General features: G+C 73.6%; 14 protein-coding genes. 13 read left to right on the top strand and 1 reads right to left on the bottom strand.

Translation table 11 applies throughout. The annotated features are described in order from the left end of the window. Window positions 1–10: 10 nt before the first annotated feature. Window positions 11–1,174, top strand: a complete 1,164-nt coding sequence (locus P1K89_RS11850; RefSeq protein WP_284616655.1) for a hypothetical protein — start codon at window positions 11–13, stop codon at window positions 1,172–1,174. Between the two features lie 15 nt (window positions 1,175–1,189). Here the strand turns inward: P1K89_RS11850 and P1K89_RS11845 are convergent, their stop codons facing one another. After that, on the bottom strand, window positions 1,190–1,822 hold the full coding sequence (locus P1K89_RS11845) for a response regulator (RefSeq protein WP_284616654.1): 633 nt from the start codon (window positions 1,820–1,822) through the stop codon (window positions 1,190–1,192). 246 nt (window positions 1,823–2,068) lie between these two features. Between P1K89_RS11845 and P1K89_RS11840 the strand changes: the two genes are divergently transcribed. The 12 genes from P1K89_RS11840 to P1K89_RS11785 all read left to right on the top strand — a co-directional run bounded on the left by P1K89_RS11840 (window position 2,069) and on the right by P1K89_RS11785 (window position 17,428). Beyond that, window positions 2,069–2,233: a DUF1328 domain-containing protein gene (locus P1K89_RS11840; protein WP_173123533.1), complete on the top strand. Its 165-nt coding sequence runs from the start codon at window positions 2,069–2,071 to the stop codon at window positions 2,231–2,233. Window positions 2,234–2,327: 94 nt separating this feature from the next. After that, complete coding sequence (locus P1K89_RS11835; RefSeq protein ID WP_284616653.1) at window positions 2,328–2,699, top strand: hypothetical protein; 372 nt, start codon at window positions 2,328–2,330, stop codon at window positions 2,697–2,699. 125 nt (window positions 2,700–2,824) lie between these two features. Continuing rightward, a complete protein-coding gene (locus tag P1K89_RS11830) occupies window positions 2,825–3,208 on the top strand; it encodes a hypothetical protein (protein WP_284616652.1) in 384 nt (127 codons plus the stop codon). A 34-nt stretch (window positions 3,209–3,242) separates the two neighbouring features. Further along, window positions 3,243–4,010: a hypothetical protein gene (locus tag P1K89_RS11825; RefSeq protein ID WP_284616651.1), complete on the top strand. Its 768-nt coding sequence runs from the start codon at window positions 3,243–3,245 to the stop codon at window positions 4,008–4,010. Between the two features lie 88 nt (window positions 4,011–4,098). Further along, window positions 4,099–4,569 (top strand): BON domain-containing protein, encoded by a 471-nt coding sequence (locus tag P1K89_RS11820; RefSeq protein WP_284616650.1) that lies wholly within the window; start codon window positions 4,099–4,101, stop codon window positions 4,567–4,569. A gap of 14 nt (window positions 4,570–4,583) precedes the next feature. Then, window positions 4,584–5,399 carry an MlaE family ABC transporter permease gene (locus P1K89_RS11815; RefSeq protein WP_284616649.1) on the top strand — a complete coding sequence of 272 codons (816 nt, stop codon included), beginning with the start codon at window positions 4,584–4,586 and terminating at the stop codon, window positions 5,397–5,399. Beyond that, window positions 5,399–6,217: an ABC transporter ATP-binding protein gene (locus P1K89_RS11810; RefSeq protein ID WP_284616648.1), complete on the top strand. Its 819-nt coding sequence runs from the start codon at window positions 5,399–5,401 to the stop codon at window positions 6,215–6,217. The genes P1K89_RS11815 and P1K89_RS11810 overlap by 1 nt, the downstream gene beginning before the upstream one ends. Beyond that, window positions 6,214–7,422: an MlaD family protein gene (locus P1K89_RS11805; RefSeq protein ID WP_284616647.1), complete on the top strand. Its 1,209-nt coding sequence runs from the start codon at window positions 6,214–6,216 to the stop codon at window positions 7,420–7,422. Before P1K89_RS11810 ends, P1K89_RS11805 begins: the two co-directional genes overlap by 4 nt. After that, the gene (locus tag P1K89_RS11800) at window positions 7,419–8,027 is read left to right on the top strand and encodes a PqiC family protein (RefSeq protein ID WP_284616646.1); all 609 of its coding nucleotides are present in this window, start codon (window positions 7,419–7,421) and stop codon (window positions 8,025–8,027) included. Before P1K89_RS11805 ends, P1K89_RS11800 begins: the two co-directional genes overlap by 4 nt. A 157-nt stretch (window positions 8,028–8,184) precedes the next feature. Next, the gene (locus P1K89_RS11795; RefSeq protein WP_284616645.1) at window positions 8,185–8,340 is read left to right on the top strand and encodes a hypothetical protein; all 156 of its coding nucleotides are present in this window, start codon (window positions 8,185–8,187) and stop codon (window positions 8,338–8,340) included. Window positions 8,341–8,424: 84 nt separating this feature from the next. Beyond that, a complete protein-coding gene (locus tag P1K89_RS11790; protein WP_284616644.1) occupies window positions 8,425–8,649 on the top strand; it encodes a hypothetical protein in 225 nt (74 codons plus the stop codon). A 10-nt stretch (window positions 8,650–8,659) separates the two neighbouring features. Then, window positions 8,660–17,428 (top strand): GH36-type glycosyl hydrolase domain-containing protein, encoded by an 8,769-nt coding sequence (locus tag P1K89_RS11785; RefSeq protein ID WP_284616643.1) that lies wholly within the window; start codon window positions 8,660–8,662, stop codon window positions 17,426–17,428. Window positions 17,429–17,440: the final 12 nt, after the last annotated feature.

The following is a 17,440-nucleotide window of genomic DNA, read 5'->3' as shown; positions in this document are numbered from 1 at the left end:
GGACCATTTCATGAACGCATGTCACCTGCGTGGCGCGGCCACGCTGCCCGCGAAGCTTCGCACCACCGCCGCGCTGGCGCTGGCCGCCGCCGCCTTCAGCCCGGCGCCCGCACCGGCCAGCCCGCCTGTCGCAACGGCCACGACCGCCACCGCCGCGACGCCCGCGCCCCCCGAGGCCGCGACGACGCAGCGCGTGCAGGCCATCGCGCAGCGCCTGGCCGACGAGTTCGCCGCGCGCTGCCCGCTGGCCGAGCCCGGCGACGAAGCGGCGCTGAACCAGTGCCGGCAGGCGCTGTACGCCGACGATTCGGCGCTGCGCGCGCAGCTCACCGGCGCCAGCCCCGAGGCCCGGGTGCTGTGGGGCCGCCAGCGCGACCCGCAGGCGCGGCTGAAGGAGACCTCGCTGACGCAGTTCGCGCCCGACGTGCTGACCAACATGTACCTGCCGCTGTTCATGTTCAACGGCGAGCACCGCGTCGAGTGGGTGGCCGACGAGAAGATGTACCGCATCCGCCTGCGCACCGCGTTCCGCAACCGGCTGCAACCCGGCCTGTTCCCCTACCCGTTCTGGCACGACGCCGAGAAGTGGGCCATGTACCAGGGCGCGAACGAGGTGCTGCTGTGGTGGCAGCCGGAGAAGTCGCGCATCACCGCCGCGCAGTTCACCGTGCACGGCACGATGCCGGCCCTGGCGAAGAACCCGGTGCTGCCGGCGCCGACGAACTTCGACGGCCGCTGGATGTGGGCCGACGCGCAGGGCCGCACGCAGCCGAAGATGACCTTGTTCGACGGCCTCTTCGCCGCCGACAACCCGCACCTGGCCAAGCTCGACGGCGCCTATCGCCAGTTCGCGCTGCGGCTGCGCGAAGGCCAGTGCGACAGCTGCCACGTGCCGGACAACCCGCACAAGAGCAAGCGCCTCGTGCTGCTGCAGACGCCGGCGCATGCCGCGGCGGAGATCGAGCGCGTGATCAAGTCGCTGCGCATCGACCGCATGCCGCTGGACGAGACCGGCATCGAGGCGCCGCTGGACAAGCACTTGAAGCAGGCGCTGCTCGACGATGGCGCGGCCTTCGCGAAGCTGGTGGAGGCGGCGAAGGCCTGGGAGGCGCGCAGCCGCAGCGCCGCGGCGAAGCCGGCGGCCGGCGGGCAGCGACCGGGCGGAATCCGCTGACGCGTCTTTCGGACGCTACTGGATCAGCCCGTTCTTCAGCGCGTAGTAGGTCAGGTCGCTGTTCGAGGAGAGCTTGAGCTTTTCCATCACCCGCGTGCGGTAGGTGCTCACGGTCTTGATCGACAGCGACATGCTGTCGGCCATGTGGCCGATGGTCTCGCCCTTCGCGAGGCGCAGGAAGACCTGCAGCTCGCGCTCGGACAGCAGCTCGTGCGGCAGCTTGTCCTTGTCACCGGCCAGGCTGTCCGCCAGCAGCTCGGCGACCGCCGGCGTGATGTAGCGCCGGCCGCGGTACACGGTGCGGATCGCGGTGACGATCTCCTCCGGATCGCACTCCTTGTTCAGGTAGCCGCTCGCGCCCTGCTTCAGCAGCGTCGTCGCGTAGTGCGCCTCGGGGAAGCCCGACAGGATCAGCACCGGCAGATCGGGCTCGCGCGCCTTGATCGCCGCCAGCGCATCGACGCCGCCGTGGTCCGGCATCGAGAGGTCCATCACGATCACGTCGACCTCGCCCTGGCGCACCAGGTCCAGCGCTTCGCGGCCGTTCGAAGCTTCGCCGGTGACGCGAAGGTCGACCTGCTCGGACAGGTACTGGCGCAGGCCGGCGCGAACGATCGCGTGGTCGTCGACGATGGCGATCCGGATCATCGATGGTTCTCCTCGGTTCGAAGCTGGCGAAAAGTCTAGGCCAGCGCCCGCGCGCCGAGCGTAGGCTGCTTCCTACAACGGCCCCCTTTTTGCGCTGCTGGCGCGCTTGTAGGCGATTTCCTACAGCGCCGCGCCGATGCCGCCGACATCATCAAGCGGTGCCTGCCGGCCGGGTGATCAACGGCGGGCTGCCTACAGTCGGTTCCATCGCGGCAGCCCCCGCTGCCCGCAACCCAGGAGACCGTGATGCTGCACTACGCCATCGTCTTTTTCGTCATCGCGCTGATCGCGGCGCTGTTCGGCTTCGGTGGCATCGCCGCCGGCGCCGCCGGCATCGCCAAGATCCTGTTCTTCGTCTTCGTGATCATGGCCGTCGCGGCATTCGTGATGGGCCTGGTGCGCAAGACCTGACGTGGCTGGTTGAAGGCGGCGGTCCTGCCAGGCCGGGGGACCCGCCGGCCGATACCGGCCTTCCCGACCTCCACCCTTCAAGGACACAACCGTCATGAGCAAGACCCTCGCCACCACCGGCACGATGGACGACCTGGGCTCGAGCGCCGAGCAGGCGATCGGCAGCACCCGCCGCGTCGCCAATGAGGCGCTCGACACGCTGCAGTCCAGTGTCGACCGCATGCGCGAAGCGGTGCCCTCGGCCTTCCACCGCGCCGCCTCGCAGGTCGAGGAGCTGACCCGCCGCGGCATGGAACGCGCGAAGGAAGCGACCACCGACGTGCGCGACCAGGTCCACAAGGCCAGCGACCGCACCGTCGGCTACATCAAGGACGAGCCGGTCAAGTCGGTGCTGATCGCCGCCGCCACCGGCGCCGCCGTCGCGCTGCTGGTCGGCTGGGCGATGCGCCACCGCAGCCAGCGCTGAGCGTCTGTCGGTCCCGCGGTCGTGCACCGTCGCGGGACCCTGGTTTGCCCAGGTGCACTTGCACGAACGCGCGGCCGGCCACGGTCGCGCGTTCTGCACGTCCAACTTCCCGACAAGGGGACAGCATGGTCCACCCGATGTTGAAGTTGCTGGCGACGCAGCCGGAGCTGCTGGCCGAGCATGTGGCTGCTTATGCCGCGCTGGCATCGGCCGAGGCGGCGCAGGCGAGCGAGGCGCTGAAGCGCCGGGCGCTGCTCGGCGCCGCCGCCGCGCTGCTGGGGCTGCTGGGGCTGGTCTTCACCGGCACCGCGCTGCTGCTGCTGGCGGTGGTGCCGCTGGCCAGCATGCCGCTTCCCTGGCTGCTGCTGGTGGTGCCGCTCGTGCCGCTCGCCGCGGCCGCCGCCTGCGCCTGGTCGCTGCGCAGCGGGCCGTCCACGAAGTCGTTCGTGCACCTGCGCGAGCAGGTCGCCGCCGACACGGCGCTGCTGCGCGAAGCGCTTCAATCGTGACGCGCACGCCTGCCTGGACTGCCTAGGGGCCACCATGGACGAGCTCAACGATCCCCAGACCCAGGCCTCGTCGGCACTGCTGCGGCTGAGCGCCTCGCGCGCACGGCTGCGCCAGGCCCTGCTGCCGCCCGAGGACGACAGCCCTGGCGTGTTCGACCACGAGGCCTGGCTGCCGCGACGGCTGCGCGCGCTGTGGCGCGCGCTGCGTCGCAAGCTGCACGGCGCACCGCTGGCCGGCATGACGATGAGCGCCGTCGAATCGTGGTGGCAGAGGCAACCCTGGCGCGAGCCGACGGTGCTGGTGGCCGACGAGCTGCGCCATGCCGCGCTGCCGCTGGTGCGCCGCCATCCGATCACCAGCGTGCTGGTGGCCGCCGGCATCGGCGCCGCGCTGGCCGCCTTCCCGCCGTGGCGCTGGCACTTCCTGCGCCGCCGCGTCAGGGCGCTGCCGGGCTGGGCCGGCCGCTCGCTGCTGGCGCAGCTGATGCAGCCGTCGGTGCAGGCGATGATCGCCGGCCTGGTAATGGCCGGGCTCGGCCGCGCGAGCGCCCGCGCCGGGCAGGAGGAGGCCGCCGCACCGGCGCCTCGCGCGGCACCTGCCGACGAGCGGGGTGGCGCCGCGGCTTCCACGCCGGAGGCGACGTCTGCAGCGCCGCAGGCGACCCCCGCACCGCCACAGCCGACCCCCGCACCGCCGCCGCGCGAGGCGGCGCAGCCCGAGGCCGTCGACCCGGCGCTGTCGGCCTCGTCCGACACCCGAACCCGTCCGGCACCGATACGGGCCGCCGATCACGCCACCTAGGCTGTGCTTGGGTGCGGTGCGCGCGTCGCGCCGCCTCCCCCTTCCCGTGCCAAGAGGCGCACCACACGACTTCAAGAGAGCACTGACGATGACACACCTTCTCCCCATCCACGCCAAACTGCTGGCGGTTGCGGCCGCCTCCCTCGCCCTGATGGCCTGCGGCCGTCAGGAAGACCGCACGGTCGGCCAGCAGATCGACACCACCATCGCCAAGGCCGAGCAGAAGGCCGACCAGGCCAAGGCCGAGGTGAAGCAGGAAAGCGCCGAAGCCAAGGCCAACATCGAAGCCGCCGCCGACAAGGCCGCGCAGAAGGTCGAGAACGCCGGCGCGGCGATTTCCGACAAGGTGGCCGACGCCAGCATCACCGCGAGCGTCAACGCCGCGCTGGCGCGCGACCCCTCGCTGAGCGCGCTGCGCATCGACGTCGACACCGCCAACGGCGCCGTCTCGCTCAAGGGCACCGCGCCGACCGCCGAGGCCCGTGAACGCGCGACGCAGCTGGCCTCGGCCGTCAAGGGCGTGACCAGCGTCGACAACCGCCTCGAAGTGCGCGGCTGATCGGGGCCACCGCCTTGCCGCCAGCGCCGGCCGGACTGCTGTACCGGACTGGCGTCTGGTTCTCGTCGCATTTCGCCGGCGCACTGCAGAGCACGCAGTTCGTCGGCGAACTGGTGCAGGCCGCCGGCCGATGGTTTGCCGGCAGCGCGCCGCGCCACCTGCGCTGGCGCGACCTCGTCTGGCAGCTCGACCAGTCCGGCCCGCGCAGCGTGCCCATCGTCTCGCTGGTCAGCGGGCTGATCGGCGTGATCCTCGCGTACATGGGCGCGGTGCAGCTGCAGCGCTTCGGCGCCCAGGCCTTCATCGCCGACCTCGTCACGATCGGCGCCGTGCGCGAAGTCGCCGCGCTGATGACCGGCGTGATCCTGTCCGGACGCATCGGCGCGGCATTTGCTGCGCAGCTGGGCAGCATGCAGGCCAATGAAGAGATCGATGCGTTGCGCGCCCTCGGCGTCGACCCGATGCAGCACTTGGTGCTGCCGCGGGTGCTGGCGCTGGCGCTGGTCGCGCCCCTGCTGACGGCGTATGCCGCGGTGGTGGCGATGGTGGCCGGCTGGGCGGTGGCCGTCGGCATCTTCGATGTCTCGCCGGCCGACTACCTGCATCGCAGCCTGCGTGCGCTGGAGCTGCGGCATGTCGCGGTGGGCCTGGGCAAGGGCACGGTCTACGCGGTGCTGGTCGCGCTGGCCGGCTGCCGCCAGGGGCTCCACGCCGGGCGCAGCGCGCAGGCGGTCGGCCAGGCGGTGACCGCCTCGGTGGTGCAGGCCATCGTGTGGATCGTGGTCGCGGCCTCGCTGCTGACGGTCGCCCTGCAGCGGGTGGGCTGGTGATGCACGCCGCGGACCATCCGTCGCCGGTGCCGCCGCTGGTCCGCGTCGAGGGCCTGGCGATGGCCTACGGCGACAAGCTGGTGCAGCGCGACCTGACGTTCGACGTGCGGCGCGGCGAGGTGCTGGCCATCGTCGGCGGCAGCGGCTGCGGCAAGAGCACGCTGCTGCGCCACCTGATCGGCCTGCTGGAGCCGGCCGCTGGTGTCGTGCGTTATGTCGATGCCGACGGCAGCGCCCACGAGCTGGTCGACGCGTCGCCGTCGATGGAGGCGTTGCTGCGGCGGCGCTTCGGCGTGATGTTCCAGGCCGGCGCGCTGTGGAGCTCGATGACGGTCGGCGAGAACGTGATGCTGCCGCTGGAGCTGTTCGGCCCGAAGCGCTCGACCGCCGCGCAGCGCGCCGAACGCGCCCGCGCGTGCCTGGCGATGGTCGGGCTGGAGCCGCAGTTCGACGCCGAGCCGTCGTCGCTGTCGGGCGGCCAGCGCAAGCGCGCATCGATCGCGCGTGCGCTGGCGCTCGATCCGCCGCTGCTGTACCTGGACGAGCCGTCCGCCGGCCTCGACCCGATCACCTCGGCCCAGCTCGACGAGTTGATCATCACGCTGCGCGACGCGAACCAGCGCAGCGTCGTGCTCGTCAGCCACGAGCTCGAGAGCATCTTCGCGGTCGCCGACCGCGTGCTGTTCCTCGACGCCGAGCGCAAGACGATGACCGCGCTCGATGCGCCGCTGGTGCTGCTCGAATCCGGGCCGCCGGAGGTGCGTCGTTTCCTGAAGCGCACGCTGCCGGCCGCGCATCGCGACGAGGTGCCGGCATGAAGCGCGGCAGCCCGGTCCTGATCGGCGCCTTCGTGATCGGCGGCCTGCTGCTGGTCATCGCGGCGATCATCGCCGTCGGTGGCGGCGGCTTCTTCACGCGCAAGGAACGCGCGGTGATGCACTTCAGCGGCTCGATCTACGGGCTGCAGGTCGGCGCGCCGGTGGTCTTCCGCGGCGTGCGGCTGGGCCAGGTGACGGCGATCGGCCTCGACTACGACGCGCAGGCCGACAACTTCTGGATCCCTGTGGTCGCCGAGATCGAGCCGGCGCTGATCCGCGGCCTCGGCGACGGCAGCACGCCGGCCGCCGCCAGCGTCCCGGCGCCGGCGCCCCTGCCGCGCGGCGGCCAGACCGTCGGCGTGCTGGTCGCGCGCGGCTTGAAGGCGCAGCTGGCGATGCAGAGCCTCCTGACCGGCCAGCTCTACGTCGACCTCGACCTCAAGCCGCAACGGGTCGGCAGCCTGCGCGGCGGCCTGCGCCACGTCGTCGAGATCCCGACCGTGCCCACCGCGATCCAGGCGCTGAAGGGCCAGATCGAAGGGCTGGACCTGCGCCAGCTGCTCGACGACGTGTCGGCGATCGCCGCCTCGGCGCGCTCGGTGGTCGCCGGGCCGCAGCTGAAGGAAGCGCTGGACAACGTCGTCGACATCACGGCCAGCGTCAAGCGCATCGCCGGCCGGCTCGACAAGCGCATCGGGCCGATGGCCGAATCGGCCGAAGCCGCGCTCGCCGACGCGCGGCGCGCGATCGGCCAGGTCGGCAGCGCAGCGGACCGTGTCGGCACCACCGCCGACCGCATCCGCGGCACCTCGGACCGCGTCGGCGCGCTGGTCGCGCCCGAGGCCCCGCTGGTGCGCGACCTGCAGCGCGCCGCCGCCGAACTGGCGCGCACTGCCGCCGCGCTGCGCCAGCATGCCGGCGAAGACGGCACGCTGGTGCAGGACGCGGGCCGCGCGCTGCACGACCTGTCGCGGGCGATGCGTGCGGTGCGCGAACTGGCCGAGATGCTCGAACGCAATCCGCAATCGATATTGCGCGGCCGTCGCAGCGAGACCGGCCAGGCGGCCGGCCGGGCCGCAGCGGCCATCGACGACGTCCGGCAGCGTCGAAGCGAACGCCCCGAAGCAGCAGGCATCGCGGAGGGCAGTCCAGCGCAAGCGCCCGGCACATCGCCGCCGGCGCGGGAAGAGGTGTCCAGCCGATGAAGAACGTCCGCCCGCTCCTGCTGTCTGCCGCGGCCGCGGCCACCGTCGCCGCCCTGCTCGGCTGCGCCAGCCCGCCGGCCCCGCCGAGCATGATGTACCGGCTGCCGATCTCGCCGCCGGTGAACACCGGACCGGTGCACGTGCCGTCGGGCTGGACCTGGCAGCTGCAGGGCCCGGTGCGCCTGCCCGACTACCTCGACCGCGACGCGCTGCTGCTGCCGCAGGGCAACGCCGGCCTGCGCCCGCTGCCCGGCCACCGCTGGGCCGAACCGCTGCACGAGGCGGTGCCGCGCATCCTGCGCCAGGACCTGTCGACGCTGCTCGGTGCCGACCGCGTCTGGATGCAGCCGATCCCGGCCGGCGTCACGATCACGCGCCAGGTGCGGGTCGAGCTGCTGGCGCTGGAGGCTGCGCCGGACCGGCGCAGCGTGCGGCTGCGCGCGCGCTGGACCATCGTCGATCCGCGCGGCCAGGCGGCGCCGGCCGTCGAGCAGGCCGACATCGCGGTGGCCAGCGCCGGACCCGAACCGGAACAGCTGGTCGAGGCGCACCGCCTCGCGCTGTGGCGCCTGGCCGAGCGGGTGGCCGGCGTGCCGGCCAGCTGAAGACACCCCTTGCAAACCTGCAGCACCCTTGCGGGCGCGCCGTTTGCCGCAGGGTGTAGGAAAGCGCTGACCGGGCCTCGCGCCAGCGTCCGAACGACGTGCCCGGCCCCGCTCCGTAGAGTGGTTGCAGACCACCACAGCGCACCGGAACACGACCATGAAACGACTGCCTCTCGTGCTGTACGCAGTGATCGCCACAGCCTCGATGGCCTTCGCCGGCCTGCAGCCGCCGCAGCATGCGGCCGCCCTGGAGACCAGCAGCGTCGCGCTGGCCGCCGATGCGGCCGGGGCGCTGGATGCCGTGACCCGCTGACCGCGTCCTGCGCTTTCCTCGCCGGCGGCGCACCTTCGGGCGCGCCGCCCCTGCCTGTCCTGCCGTCCCCATCCGCCCCACACCGTGAACAACAATCTTTTTTCCCGCCCGCTCGCCTCGCCGAACCGCATGCTGCGCGAGCAGGCCACCGACTTGCGCCGGCACCTTCAGCATTGCCACGCGGCGCAGGGCCGCTGGTTTCCCGCCGCGGTGATGGCCGAGCGCCTGCACAGCCTGGTCGCCCCGCGCTTCGTGACCACCGTGGCTGCTGCCGTGCTCCTGCTGTACGCGGCCTGCGGCTGGATCTGATGCCGGCAAAGTGAGCGGCTCCCCAGCGCCGCCGGCCCTGCCCGCGGGTTTCGACGATCTCGGCCTGCTGTCGCCCCAGGCCGGACGGCTCGAAGCGCCGATCCGCTCGGTGCTGTTCGGCCCGGCGCGCTTCGAACAGCACGGCCGCAGCCTCGCCCGCACGCACGAGGTCGTGCAGGGCGCCGCCGCCGGCTTCTTCCCGCGGCTGCAGGACAACGTCGCGATGCTGCGGCGCGCGCGCGCGCTGCTCGAGCGCCACGCGCGCGAAGGCCACCACCTCGGGCCGGCCGCGCTCTGGCTGCTGGACAACGCCGCGCTGATCGACGAGCAGCTGCACCAGGTGCGGCGCGGCCTGCCGCGCAACTTCTTCCGCCTGCTGCCGCGGCTGCGCGACCAGCCGCTGGCGGGCCTGCCGCGCATCTACGGCGTCGCCTGGGCCTGGGTCGCGCACACCGACGCCGGTTTCGATCCGGTGCTGCTCGAGGCCTACCTGCGCGCCTACCAGGCCGAACGCGCGCTGACGCTGGCCGAGCTGTGGGCGCTGCCCACCACGCTGCGCGTCGTGCTGATCGAGAACCTGCGCCGGCTGGCCGAGCGCAGCGCGACGGTGCAGGCCGCGCGGGATGCCGCGCACCAGTGGTTCGACCAACCCGAGGCCCAGCGCAACAACACCCAGCTGGAGCGGCTGGAGCGCCAGGCGTCGGCCCGCGGCGTCCCCCACGCCTTCCTGCTGGTGATCGAGCAGCGGCGCGACGAGCTGCCCGCGGCGCGCTGCCGCGAGCTGGGGGCATGGCTCGCGCTGCGGCTGCAGGACCCGGCGGGCGCACTGTCGCGCCAGCAGAACGAGGCCACCGAGGACCAGCAGAGCATCCGCAACGCGATCACCACCTTGCGCCAGATCGATCGGCTCGACTGGCGCGGGCTGTTCGGCCGCACCAGCACGGTGATGCAGCTGCTCGCGCAATCGCCGGTGCATGCGGCCGAGCGCGAGGACACGCAGGACGAGACGCTGCATGCGATCGAACGCCTGGCGCGCGAGTCGGCGCGGCCGGAAATCGAGGTCGCGCAGGCGCTGCTCGCGCTGACCCAGCGGGCGACCCACGCCGACGAGCGCGGCGCCGCGCCGATGCACTGGTGGGGCGGCGACGGCGAGACGGCGCTGCGCGAGTCGCTCGGCTTGGCCGCGCGACGCTGGCCGCGCCGCGGCAGCCGGGCCTTCGGCCGCGCCGCGACCGCCGTCTACCTGCCGGGCCTGGCGCTGCTGGCGATCGCCACGACCATCGGCCTGCTGGTGCAGCTGGCACCGGCCGGCACCCCGGCGCTGCTGCTGGTGCTGACCGGGCTGCTGCTGCTGGGCCCGGTCGGCGAGGCCGTGGTCGCGCTGACGAACCGGCTGATCAGCGAATCGGTGCGCCCGCGGCCGCTGCCGCGCCTGGCCTTCGCCGGCGGCATTCCGCCGGAAGAGCGGGTGCTGGTGGTGATGCCGGCGATGCTGACGAGCGAAGCCGCGGCGCGTGCGCTGGCGGCGCAGCTGGAGCAGCATTTCCTCGCCAACCAGGAGCGCGAGGCGCAGTTCGCGCTGCTGACGGACTGGGCCGATGCCGATGCAGCGTCGCTGCCGACCGACGCGGCGCAGCTGGAAGCCGCGCGCCAGGCCGTGGCCGCGCTGAATGAACGTTATCCGTCCGCCGACGGCGCGCCGACCCGCTTCCTGCTGCTGCACCGCGAGCGCCGCTGGAGCGATTGCGAGCAGCGCTACATCGGCTGGGAACGCAAGCGCGGCAAGCTCGAGCAGCTGGTGGGAGTGCTCGCCGGGGCGGGCGACGAGGCGACCGCGCCTTTCATGGATCTCGGCCCGCTGTCGGCGATCGCGCCGCACGTGCAGCACGTGCTGACGCTGGACAGCGACACCGTGCTGCCGCCGGGCCGGCTGCGTGCGCTGGTCGGCGTCGCCGCCCATCCGCTGAACCGCCCACGCATCGACGGCGCGACCGGGCGCATCAGCGCCGGCTACGGCATCCTGCAGCCGCGCATCGTCACGCCGCTGCCGGCGCCGGGCAGCGTGACCCCGTACCACACGATCTTCGCGGGGCAGTGCGGCATCGATCCCTACAGCGCGGCGAGCTCCGAGGTCTACCAGGACGCCTTCGGCGAAGGCAGCTTCACCGGCAAGGGGCTGCTCAACGTGCAGGCGCTGCGCCGCACGCTGCTGGGCCGGCTGCCCGAGGGCCAGGTGCTGAGCCACGACCTGCTCGAAGGCAACGTCGCGCGCTGCGCGTCCCTCAGCGACGTCACCGTCGTCGAGGACGCGCCGGGGCATGCCGACGTCGCCGCCGCGCGCCTGCACCGCTGGACCCGCGGCGACTGGCAGCTGCTGCCCTTCCTGAAGGCCTTCGGCGAGCTGCCGATGCCGCTGATCAACCGGTGGAAGATGCTCGACAACCTGCGCCGCTCGCTGGTCGCGCCGCAGTCGCTGGCGCTGGTGCTGCTGGTGCTGGCCACCGGCGTGCTGCCGCTGGGCTGGACGCTGGGCATCGTCGGCGCGGCCTTCGGCGCCGGGCCGCTGCTGGGTGCGCTGGCCGGGCTGGCGCCGAGCCGCGACGACATCGCGCTGAAGCTGTTCTACCGGCGCGCCGGCGGCGAGCTCGCGCGCGTGGCCGGCACCATCGCCTGGCACCTCGGGCAACTGCTGCAACTGGCGCTGCTGTACGGCGACGCGATCGCGCGCGCACTGTGGCGGCAGTTGATCAGCCGGCGCCACCTGCTGCAGTGGACGACCGCCGCCGACGCACAGGCCAGCGCCCGCACCCGCCTGGCCGCGCTGCTGCAGGCGCATGCGCGCGAACCGCTGGCCGCGGCGCTGCTGCTGCTGGGCTTCGGCCTGCTGGCACTGGCCGGTGCGCCGGTGCAGTGGCCCGCCGCCTGCACGCTGCTGGCGCTGTGGGCCGCTTCGCCGCTGTGGACCTGGCTCGCCAGCCGGCCGAAGCCGCGGCACGAGGCGCTGGCTTCCGCCGACCGCCACTGGCTGCACGCGCTGGCCCGCGACACCTGGCGCTTCTACGAGCGCCATGTCGGTCCGCAGGACCACCACCTGCCGCCCGACAACGTGCAGATGGTGCCGGCCGAGATGGTCGCCCACCGCACCTCGCCGACCAACATCGGCCTGTACCTGCTGAGCACCGCCTGCGCGCGCGCGCTCGGCTTCATCGGAACCGTCGAGATGGCCGAGCGCCTCGACGCGACCCTGGGCACGCTCGAAGGGCTGCCGCGCCACCGCGGCCATTTCTTCAACTGGATCGATACCCGCAGTCTCGTGGTGCTGCCGCCGGCCTACGTGTCGGCGGTCGACAGCGGCAACTGCTCGGCGCACCTGCTGGCGGTGGCGCGGGCCTGCGAGGAAGCGGCCGCCGAGCCCGACAGCAGCACGGCGCTGCGGCAGGCGCTGCGGCAATCGGCACATCGCTGCAGCGCGCTGCAGCCGGTGCTGTCGGGCACGCCGATGCTGCGCGCCGTCGCCGCGCTGGGCGGCGATGCCCGCGACTGGCCGACCGACGCCGCCGGCGCCGCCGCGCTCCATGCGCAGGTGCGCCAGGCGCGCACCGAGCTCGACGCGCTGCGGCTGGGCCAGCCCGACGGCGAGGCCAACGATTCGGTGTGGCGCCTGCACGACCACGTCGTGACGCTGGAGTCCGCGCTGCGCGACCTGCTGCTGACCGCGCACGACGCTCTGCACGACAAGCTGCTGGAGCTCGCCGCGCGGGCGCGCCGGCTCGCGTTGGCGCCGGACTTCGCGATGCTCTTCGATGCGCAGCGCCGCATGCTGCACATCGGCTACCGCGCGGACGCCGGGCAGCTCGACGACAACCACTACGACCTGCTGGCCAGCGAGGCACGCCTGACCAGCCTGGTGGCGATCGCCAAGGGCGACCTGCCGGCCGACCACTGGGCCGCGCTCGGCCGGCCGTTCTTCGCGCATGGCACCGAAGTCGGGCTGAAGTCGTGGTCGGGCTCGATGTTCGAGTACCTGATGCCCTCGCTGGTGCTCGACGAACCGGTGGGCAGCGTGCTGCACCAGGTCACGCGCAGCGCGGTCGCCGAGCAGCAGGCCGAGGCGCGGCAGCGCGGCACCCCCTGGGGCATCTCCGAATCGGCCTACGCCGGGCAGGACCACACGCTGGCCTACCAGTACGGCCCGCAGGGCGTGCCGCGGCTCGCGCTGCGCCGCACGCCGCACGACGAGCGCGTGATCGCGCCCTACGCGGCCGCGCTTGCCCTGCTGGTCGCGCCGCAGGCGGCCATCGCCAACCTGCAGGCGCTGCAGCAGCTGGGCGCGCGACGCACCTTCGGCTTCATCGAGGCGCTGGACTACACGTCGCAGCGGCAGTCGGCGGGCAGTGCCTTCGTCGAGGTCGATACCTTCATGGCCCACCACCAGGCGATGAGCCTGATCGCCATCGCCGACGTGCTGACGCGCGGCATCGCGCGCCGCTGGGCGATGAGCGAGCCGCACCTGCGTGCGGTGGCGCCGCTGCTGCACGAGCGCGCGCCGCGCGAGGTGGCGGTGCTGGCCGATCCGCCGCCGGTGCCGCCGCCGCGGCGCCCGCGCAGCGCGCACCTGGTGCAGGACAGCCAGCCGCTGGACGATGCGCTGCCGGCGACGCAGCTGCTGACCAACGGCCGCCACGCGGTGGTGCTGCGCAGCCATGGCGGCGGCTGGAGCAGCTGGCGCGGCATCGGCCTGACGCGCTGGCGCGACGACCTGCTGCGGCCCTCGCACGGCAGCTTCTTCTACCTGCAGCGCCGCGGCGGGCCGCTGCACTCGCTCACCGCCCACCCGGCCCCCGATCGCGACGCGCGTTATCACTGCCGCATGCAGCCCGACCGCGTGGTCTTCGACGCGCTGTGGCCGGACCTCGCCTCACGCTGCACCGCGTGGGTCAGCCCCGAGGACGACTGCGAGATGCGGCAGGTGGAGCTCACCAACACCGGCGAGCAGCCGATCACGCTGACGCTGGCATGGGCCTCGGAGCCGACGCTCGCGCCGTTGCGCGCCGACGAGGCGCACCCGGCGTTCTCCAACCTGTTCCTGCAGGCGCGCTGGGACGCGAGCGAACACGCGCTGTACCTGCGCCGGCGACCCCGCCTGCCGGACGAGCCGGTGGTGCAGGCGGTGTTCTTCCTCGCCGCCGTCGAAGGCCGGGTGACGGCCGTCGAGGCGGCGGCCGACCGCGCCGGCTGGCTCGGCCGCTACGGGCAGGTCGCCGCGCCGAAAGCGGCCGCGCCGGGGCGCGTGCTCGACGAACCGCCGGCGCCCGCGGCGCCAGCCGCATCCGGCGACCAGGCGCCAGCCGCATCCGGCGACCAGGCGCCCGCCGCGTCCGGCGACGAGACCGCCGCCGATCCCGCGCCGCCGCTGCCCGGCGTGCCGCTGGACACCGGGCTCGATCCGCTGGCGCTGATCTCGGTGCGGCTGACCCTGCAGCCCGGCATGGCCACACGCCTGACCTTCTGCGCCGCCGCGTCGCACGACCTCGATCAGCTCGGCGCGCTGGTCGACAAGTACCGCCAGGCCAGCCACCTGCAGCGCGCATCGAGCATGTCGCACACGATGGCCGGCATCCGGCTGCGCGAGCTGCAGTTCGATGCCGACACGTGGATCGCCGTGCTGCGGCTGAACACGCTGCTGACGGCCCAGGCCACCCGCGACCTGCCGGCGGCCCACCGCGTCGCCACCTCCGCCGCCCCGCGCTGCGATCGCCGCGTACTTTGGCGCCTGGGCATCTCGGGCGACCGGCCGATCCTGCTGGTGACGATCATCGGCGAAGCGGGCGTGGGCCTGGTGCAGCGCCTGAAGAAGGCGACGCGCGTGTGGACCGCGGCCGGCCTCGGCGTCGACCTCGTCGTCATCAACGCCGAGCCGCCGTCCTACCTGTCCCCGGTGCAGCAGCAGCTGCAGCAGCTGCGCGAGCGCCATCTCGCACTGCAGGACGAAGCGATCCCCGCGGAGCGCCGCGCGACGATGCACGTGCTGAAGGACCAGGAGCTCAGCGCCGACGAGCGCCACACGCTGGTGACGCTGGCACGGCTGCGGCTGCAGGCCGACGGCCGAACGCTGGCGCAGCAGCTCGAGCGGGTGCAGGACGAGCACCGGCGCGACCGCCAGCAGCGCGCGACGATCCCGCGCTGGCCGGTGCAGCCGCTGCTGCCGGCGCCGCGCACGGACAGCGCGCCGGCCGCTGCGGCCGGTCCGACCGCACCCGAAGGCCGCTTCGACGCCGAGCATGGCGACTTCGCCTTCACCGTCGACACCGCGCGCCACCCGGCGCGGCCCTGGGTGAACGTGCTGGCGAATCCGCAGTTCGGCTGCCAGGTCACCGAAGCCGGCGGCGGCTATACCTGGGCCGGCAACAGCCGCATGCACCAGGTGACCGCCTGGAGCAACGATCCGCTGTGCGACCCGGCCGGCGAATGGCTGCTGCTGCACGACCTGGAACGCGGCCAGGTCTGGCCGCTGGGCCGCACGCTGGCGGCCGGCAGTGCGCGCCAGGTCACGCACGGCATCGGCTTCACGCGCATGCAGCAGACCATCGACGGCCTGGAGATCACGCTGACCTGGTGCGTCGACGTCGAGCAGCCGCTGAAGCAGCTGCAGGTGCAGGTGCGCGCCAGCGCCGGCAAGCCGCGCCGCCTGCGGCTGGTGGCGATGACCGAATGGCAGCTCGGCGGCGCGCGCGCCGAGCGCCTGTCGGTGGTCACGCGCAGCGATGCGATGCCGCTGGGCCCGCAGGGCGCCGGCCTGCCCGAACCCGAGCCGATGACCACGCTGCAGGCGACGCAGCTCGATCACCTGGGCGGCTTCGGCAATGCCACCGCGTTCCTCGCCTGGCGCCCGACCCAGCCCGAGGATGCAGACCATGCGCGCAGCGCCGGCGGCCCGCCGGTGCGCGCGCTGCCCGAGGACTGGACCTGCGACCGGCGCGAGTTCTTCGACGCCGCCGGCCGCCTGCAGCTGCCCGCGCGCCTGGGCCGCCGCGCCGGCACCGGGCTCGACCCCTGTGCGGCGCTCGGCGTGCTGCTGACGCCGCCCGGCGGCGGCGAGGCGCGCCTGACGCTGCTGACGGGCCATGCCGCGCATCCGATGGCCGCGCGCACGCTGCTCGAGGAAGCCATCGCGGTCGATCCGGCCGAGCGCCTCGCGCGCCAGCGCGCGTCGTGGCCGCAGCTGCTGGGCGGCATCCGCGTGCGCACGCCGGACCATCGCTTCGATGCGCTGGTCAACCACTGGCTCGGCTACCAGACGCTGGCCTGCCGCCTCTGGGCACGCGCCGGTTACTACCAGGCCAGCGGCGCCTTCGGCTTCCGCGACCAGTTGCAGGACGCGATGGCGCTGGTCACGCGCGCGCCGTCGCTGCTGGCGCAGCAGATCCGCGCCGGCGCGGCGCGGCAGTTTGCCGCCGGCGACGTGCAGCACTGGTGGCACGAACCCGGCGGCGCCGGCGTGCGCACGCACTTTTCGGACGACAGGCTGTGGTTGCCGTGGGCGCTGGCGCTGTACCTCGAGCGCACCGGCGACGCCTCGCTGCTGGAGGCGCGCGCGCCCTTCCTGGTCGGCGGCCAAGTGCCCGAAGGCGCCGAGGACCTCTACGAGACGCCGCAGGTCAGCGCGGAGACCGCGACGCTGTACGAGCACGCCGCCCGCGCGATCGACCGCAGCCTGCAGAGCGGCGCCCACGGCCTGCCGCTGTTCGGCACCGGCGACTGGAACGACGGCATGAACCGCGTCGGCCACCACGGCCGCGGCGAGTCGGTGTGGATGGGCTGGTTCCTGTGCGTGGTGATCGAGGCCTTCATGCCGCTGGCCGCCGCCCGCGGCGACGAAACGCGCGTGCAGGCGTGGCGCAGCGCGCGCGAGGGCTGGCAGCGTGCACTCGACGACGCCGGCTGGGACGGCCGCTGGTACCGCCGCGGCTTCTTCGACGACGGCAGCCCGCTCGGCTCGGCCGCCAACGAGGAATGCCGCATCGACCTGATCGCGCAGGCCTGGGCCGTGCTGAGCGAAGCCGGCGATCCGGCCCGCGCGCGGCAGGCGATGGCCTCCGCGCAGGCGCTGCTGTTCGACGAACACGCCGGCCTCGCGCGGCTGCTCGACCCGCCGCTGCAGCATGCGGTGCCGGTGGCCGGCTACATCCAGTCCTACCCGCCGGGCGTGCGCGAGAACGGCGGCCAGTACAACCACGGCGCGGTCTGGTACCTGATGGCGCTGGCCAAGCTGGGGCAGGCCGATGCGGCCTGGCAGGCCTTCCAGGGCCTGAGCCCCGCGCACCGCAGCGCCGACCCCGGCCGCGCCGCGGCCTATGCGATCGAGCCCTACGTGATGGCCGGCGACATCTACAGCCAGCCGCCCTATCGCGGCCGCGGCGGCTGGAGCTGGTACACCGGTTCGGCCGGCTGGCTGCTGCGCGCGGCGGTGGAATCGATCTGCGGCGTCATCGTCGCCAACGGCCGCGTGCGTCTGGCGCCATGCCTTCCGCCGCACTGGCCTGAGGCCGCGGTCGCGGTGCGCGACGAGGCCGGGCGCTGGCACCAGTTCATCGTCTGCAACGGCGACGCGGCACTGGCGGCCGCGCTGGCGCGCGAGCCGCAGGCACGCCGCATCGCCGTCGGCGACACGGTCGAGCTGGCCGCGCTGCCCGCAGCCAGCGTGCACGTGCTGCTGGCGCCGCCCGCCGTAGGTGCGGGCCTACAGCCGGAAGCGGCCGCTGCCGCTTCTGCGCGCTGACGAACGGGCCGA

The sequence above is a fragment of the Aquabacterium humicola genome, assembly GCF_030167915.1.
In the GTDB taxonomy this organism is placed as follows: domain Bacteria; phylum Pseudomonadota; class Gammaproteobacteria; order Burkholderiales; family Burkholderiaceae_C; genus Pseudaquabacterium; species Pseudaquabacterium humicola.
Note: the sequence above shows the minus strand (reverse complement) of the source record. Positions and strands in the feature narration are given on the sequence as shown.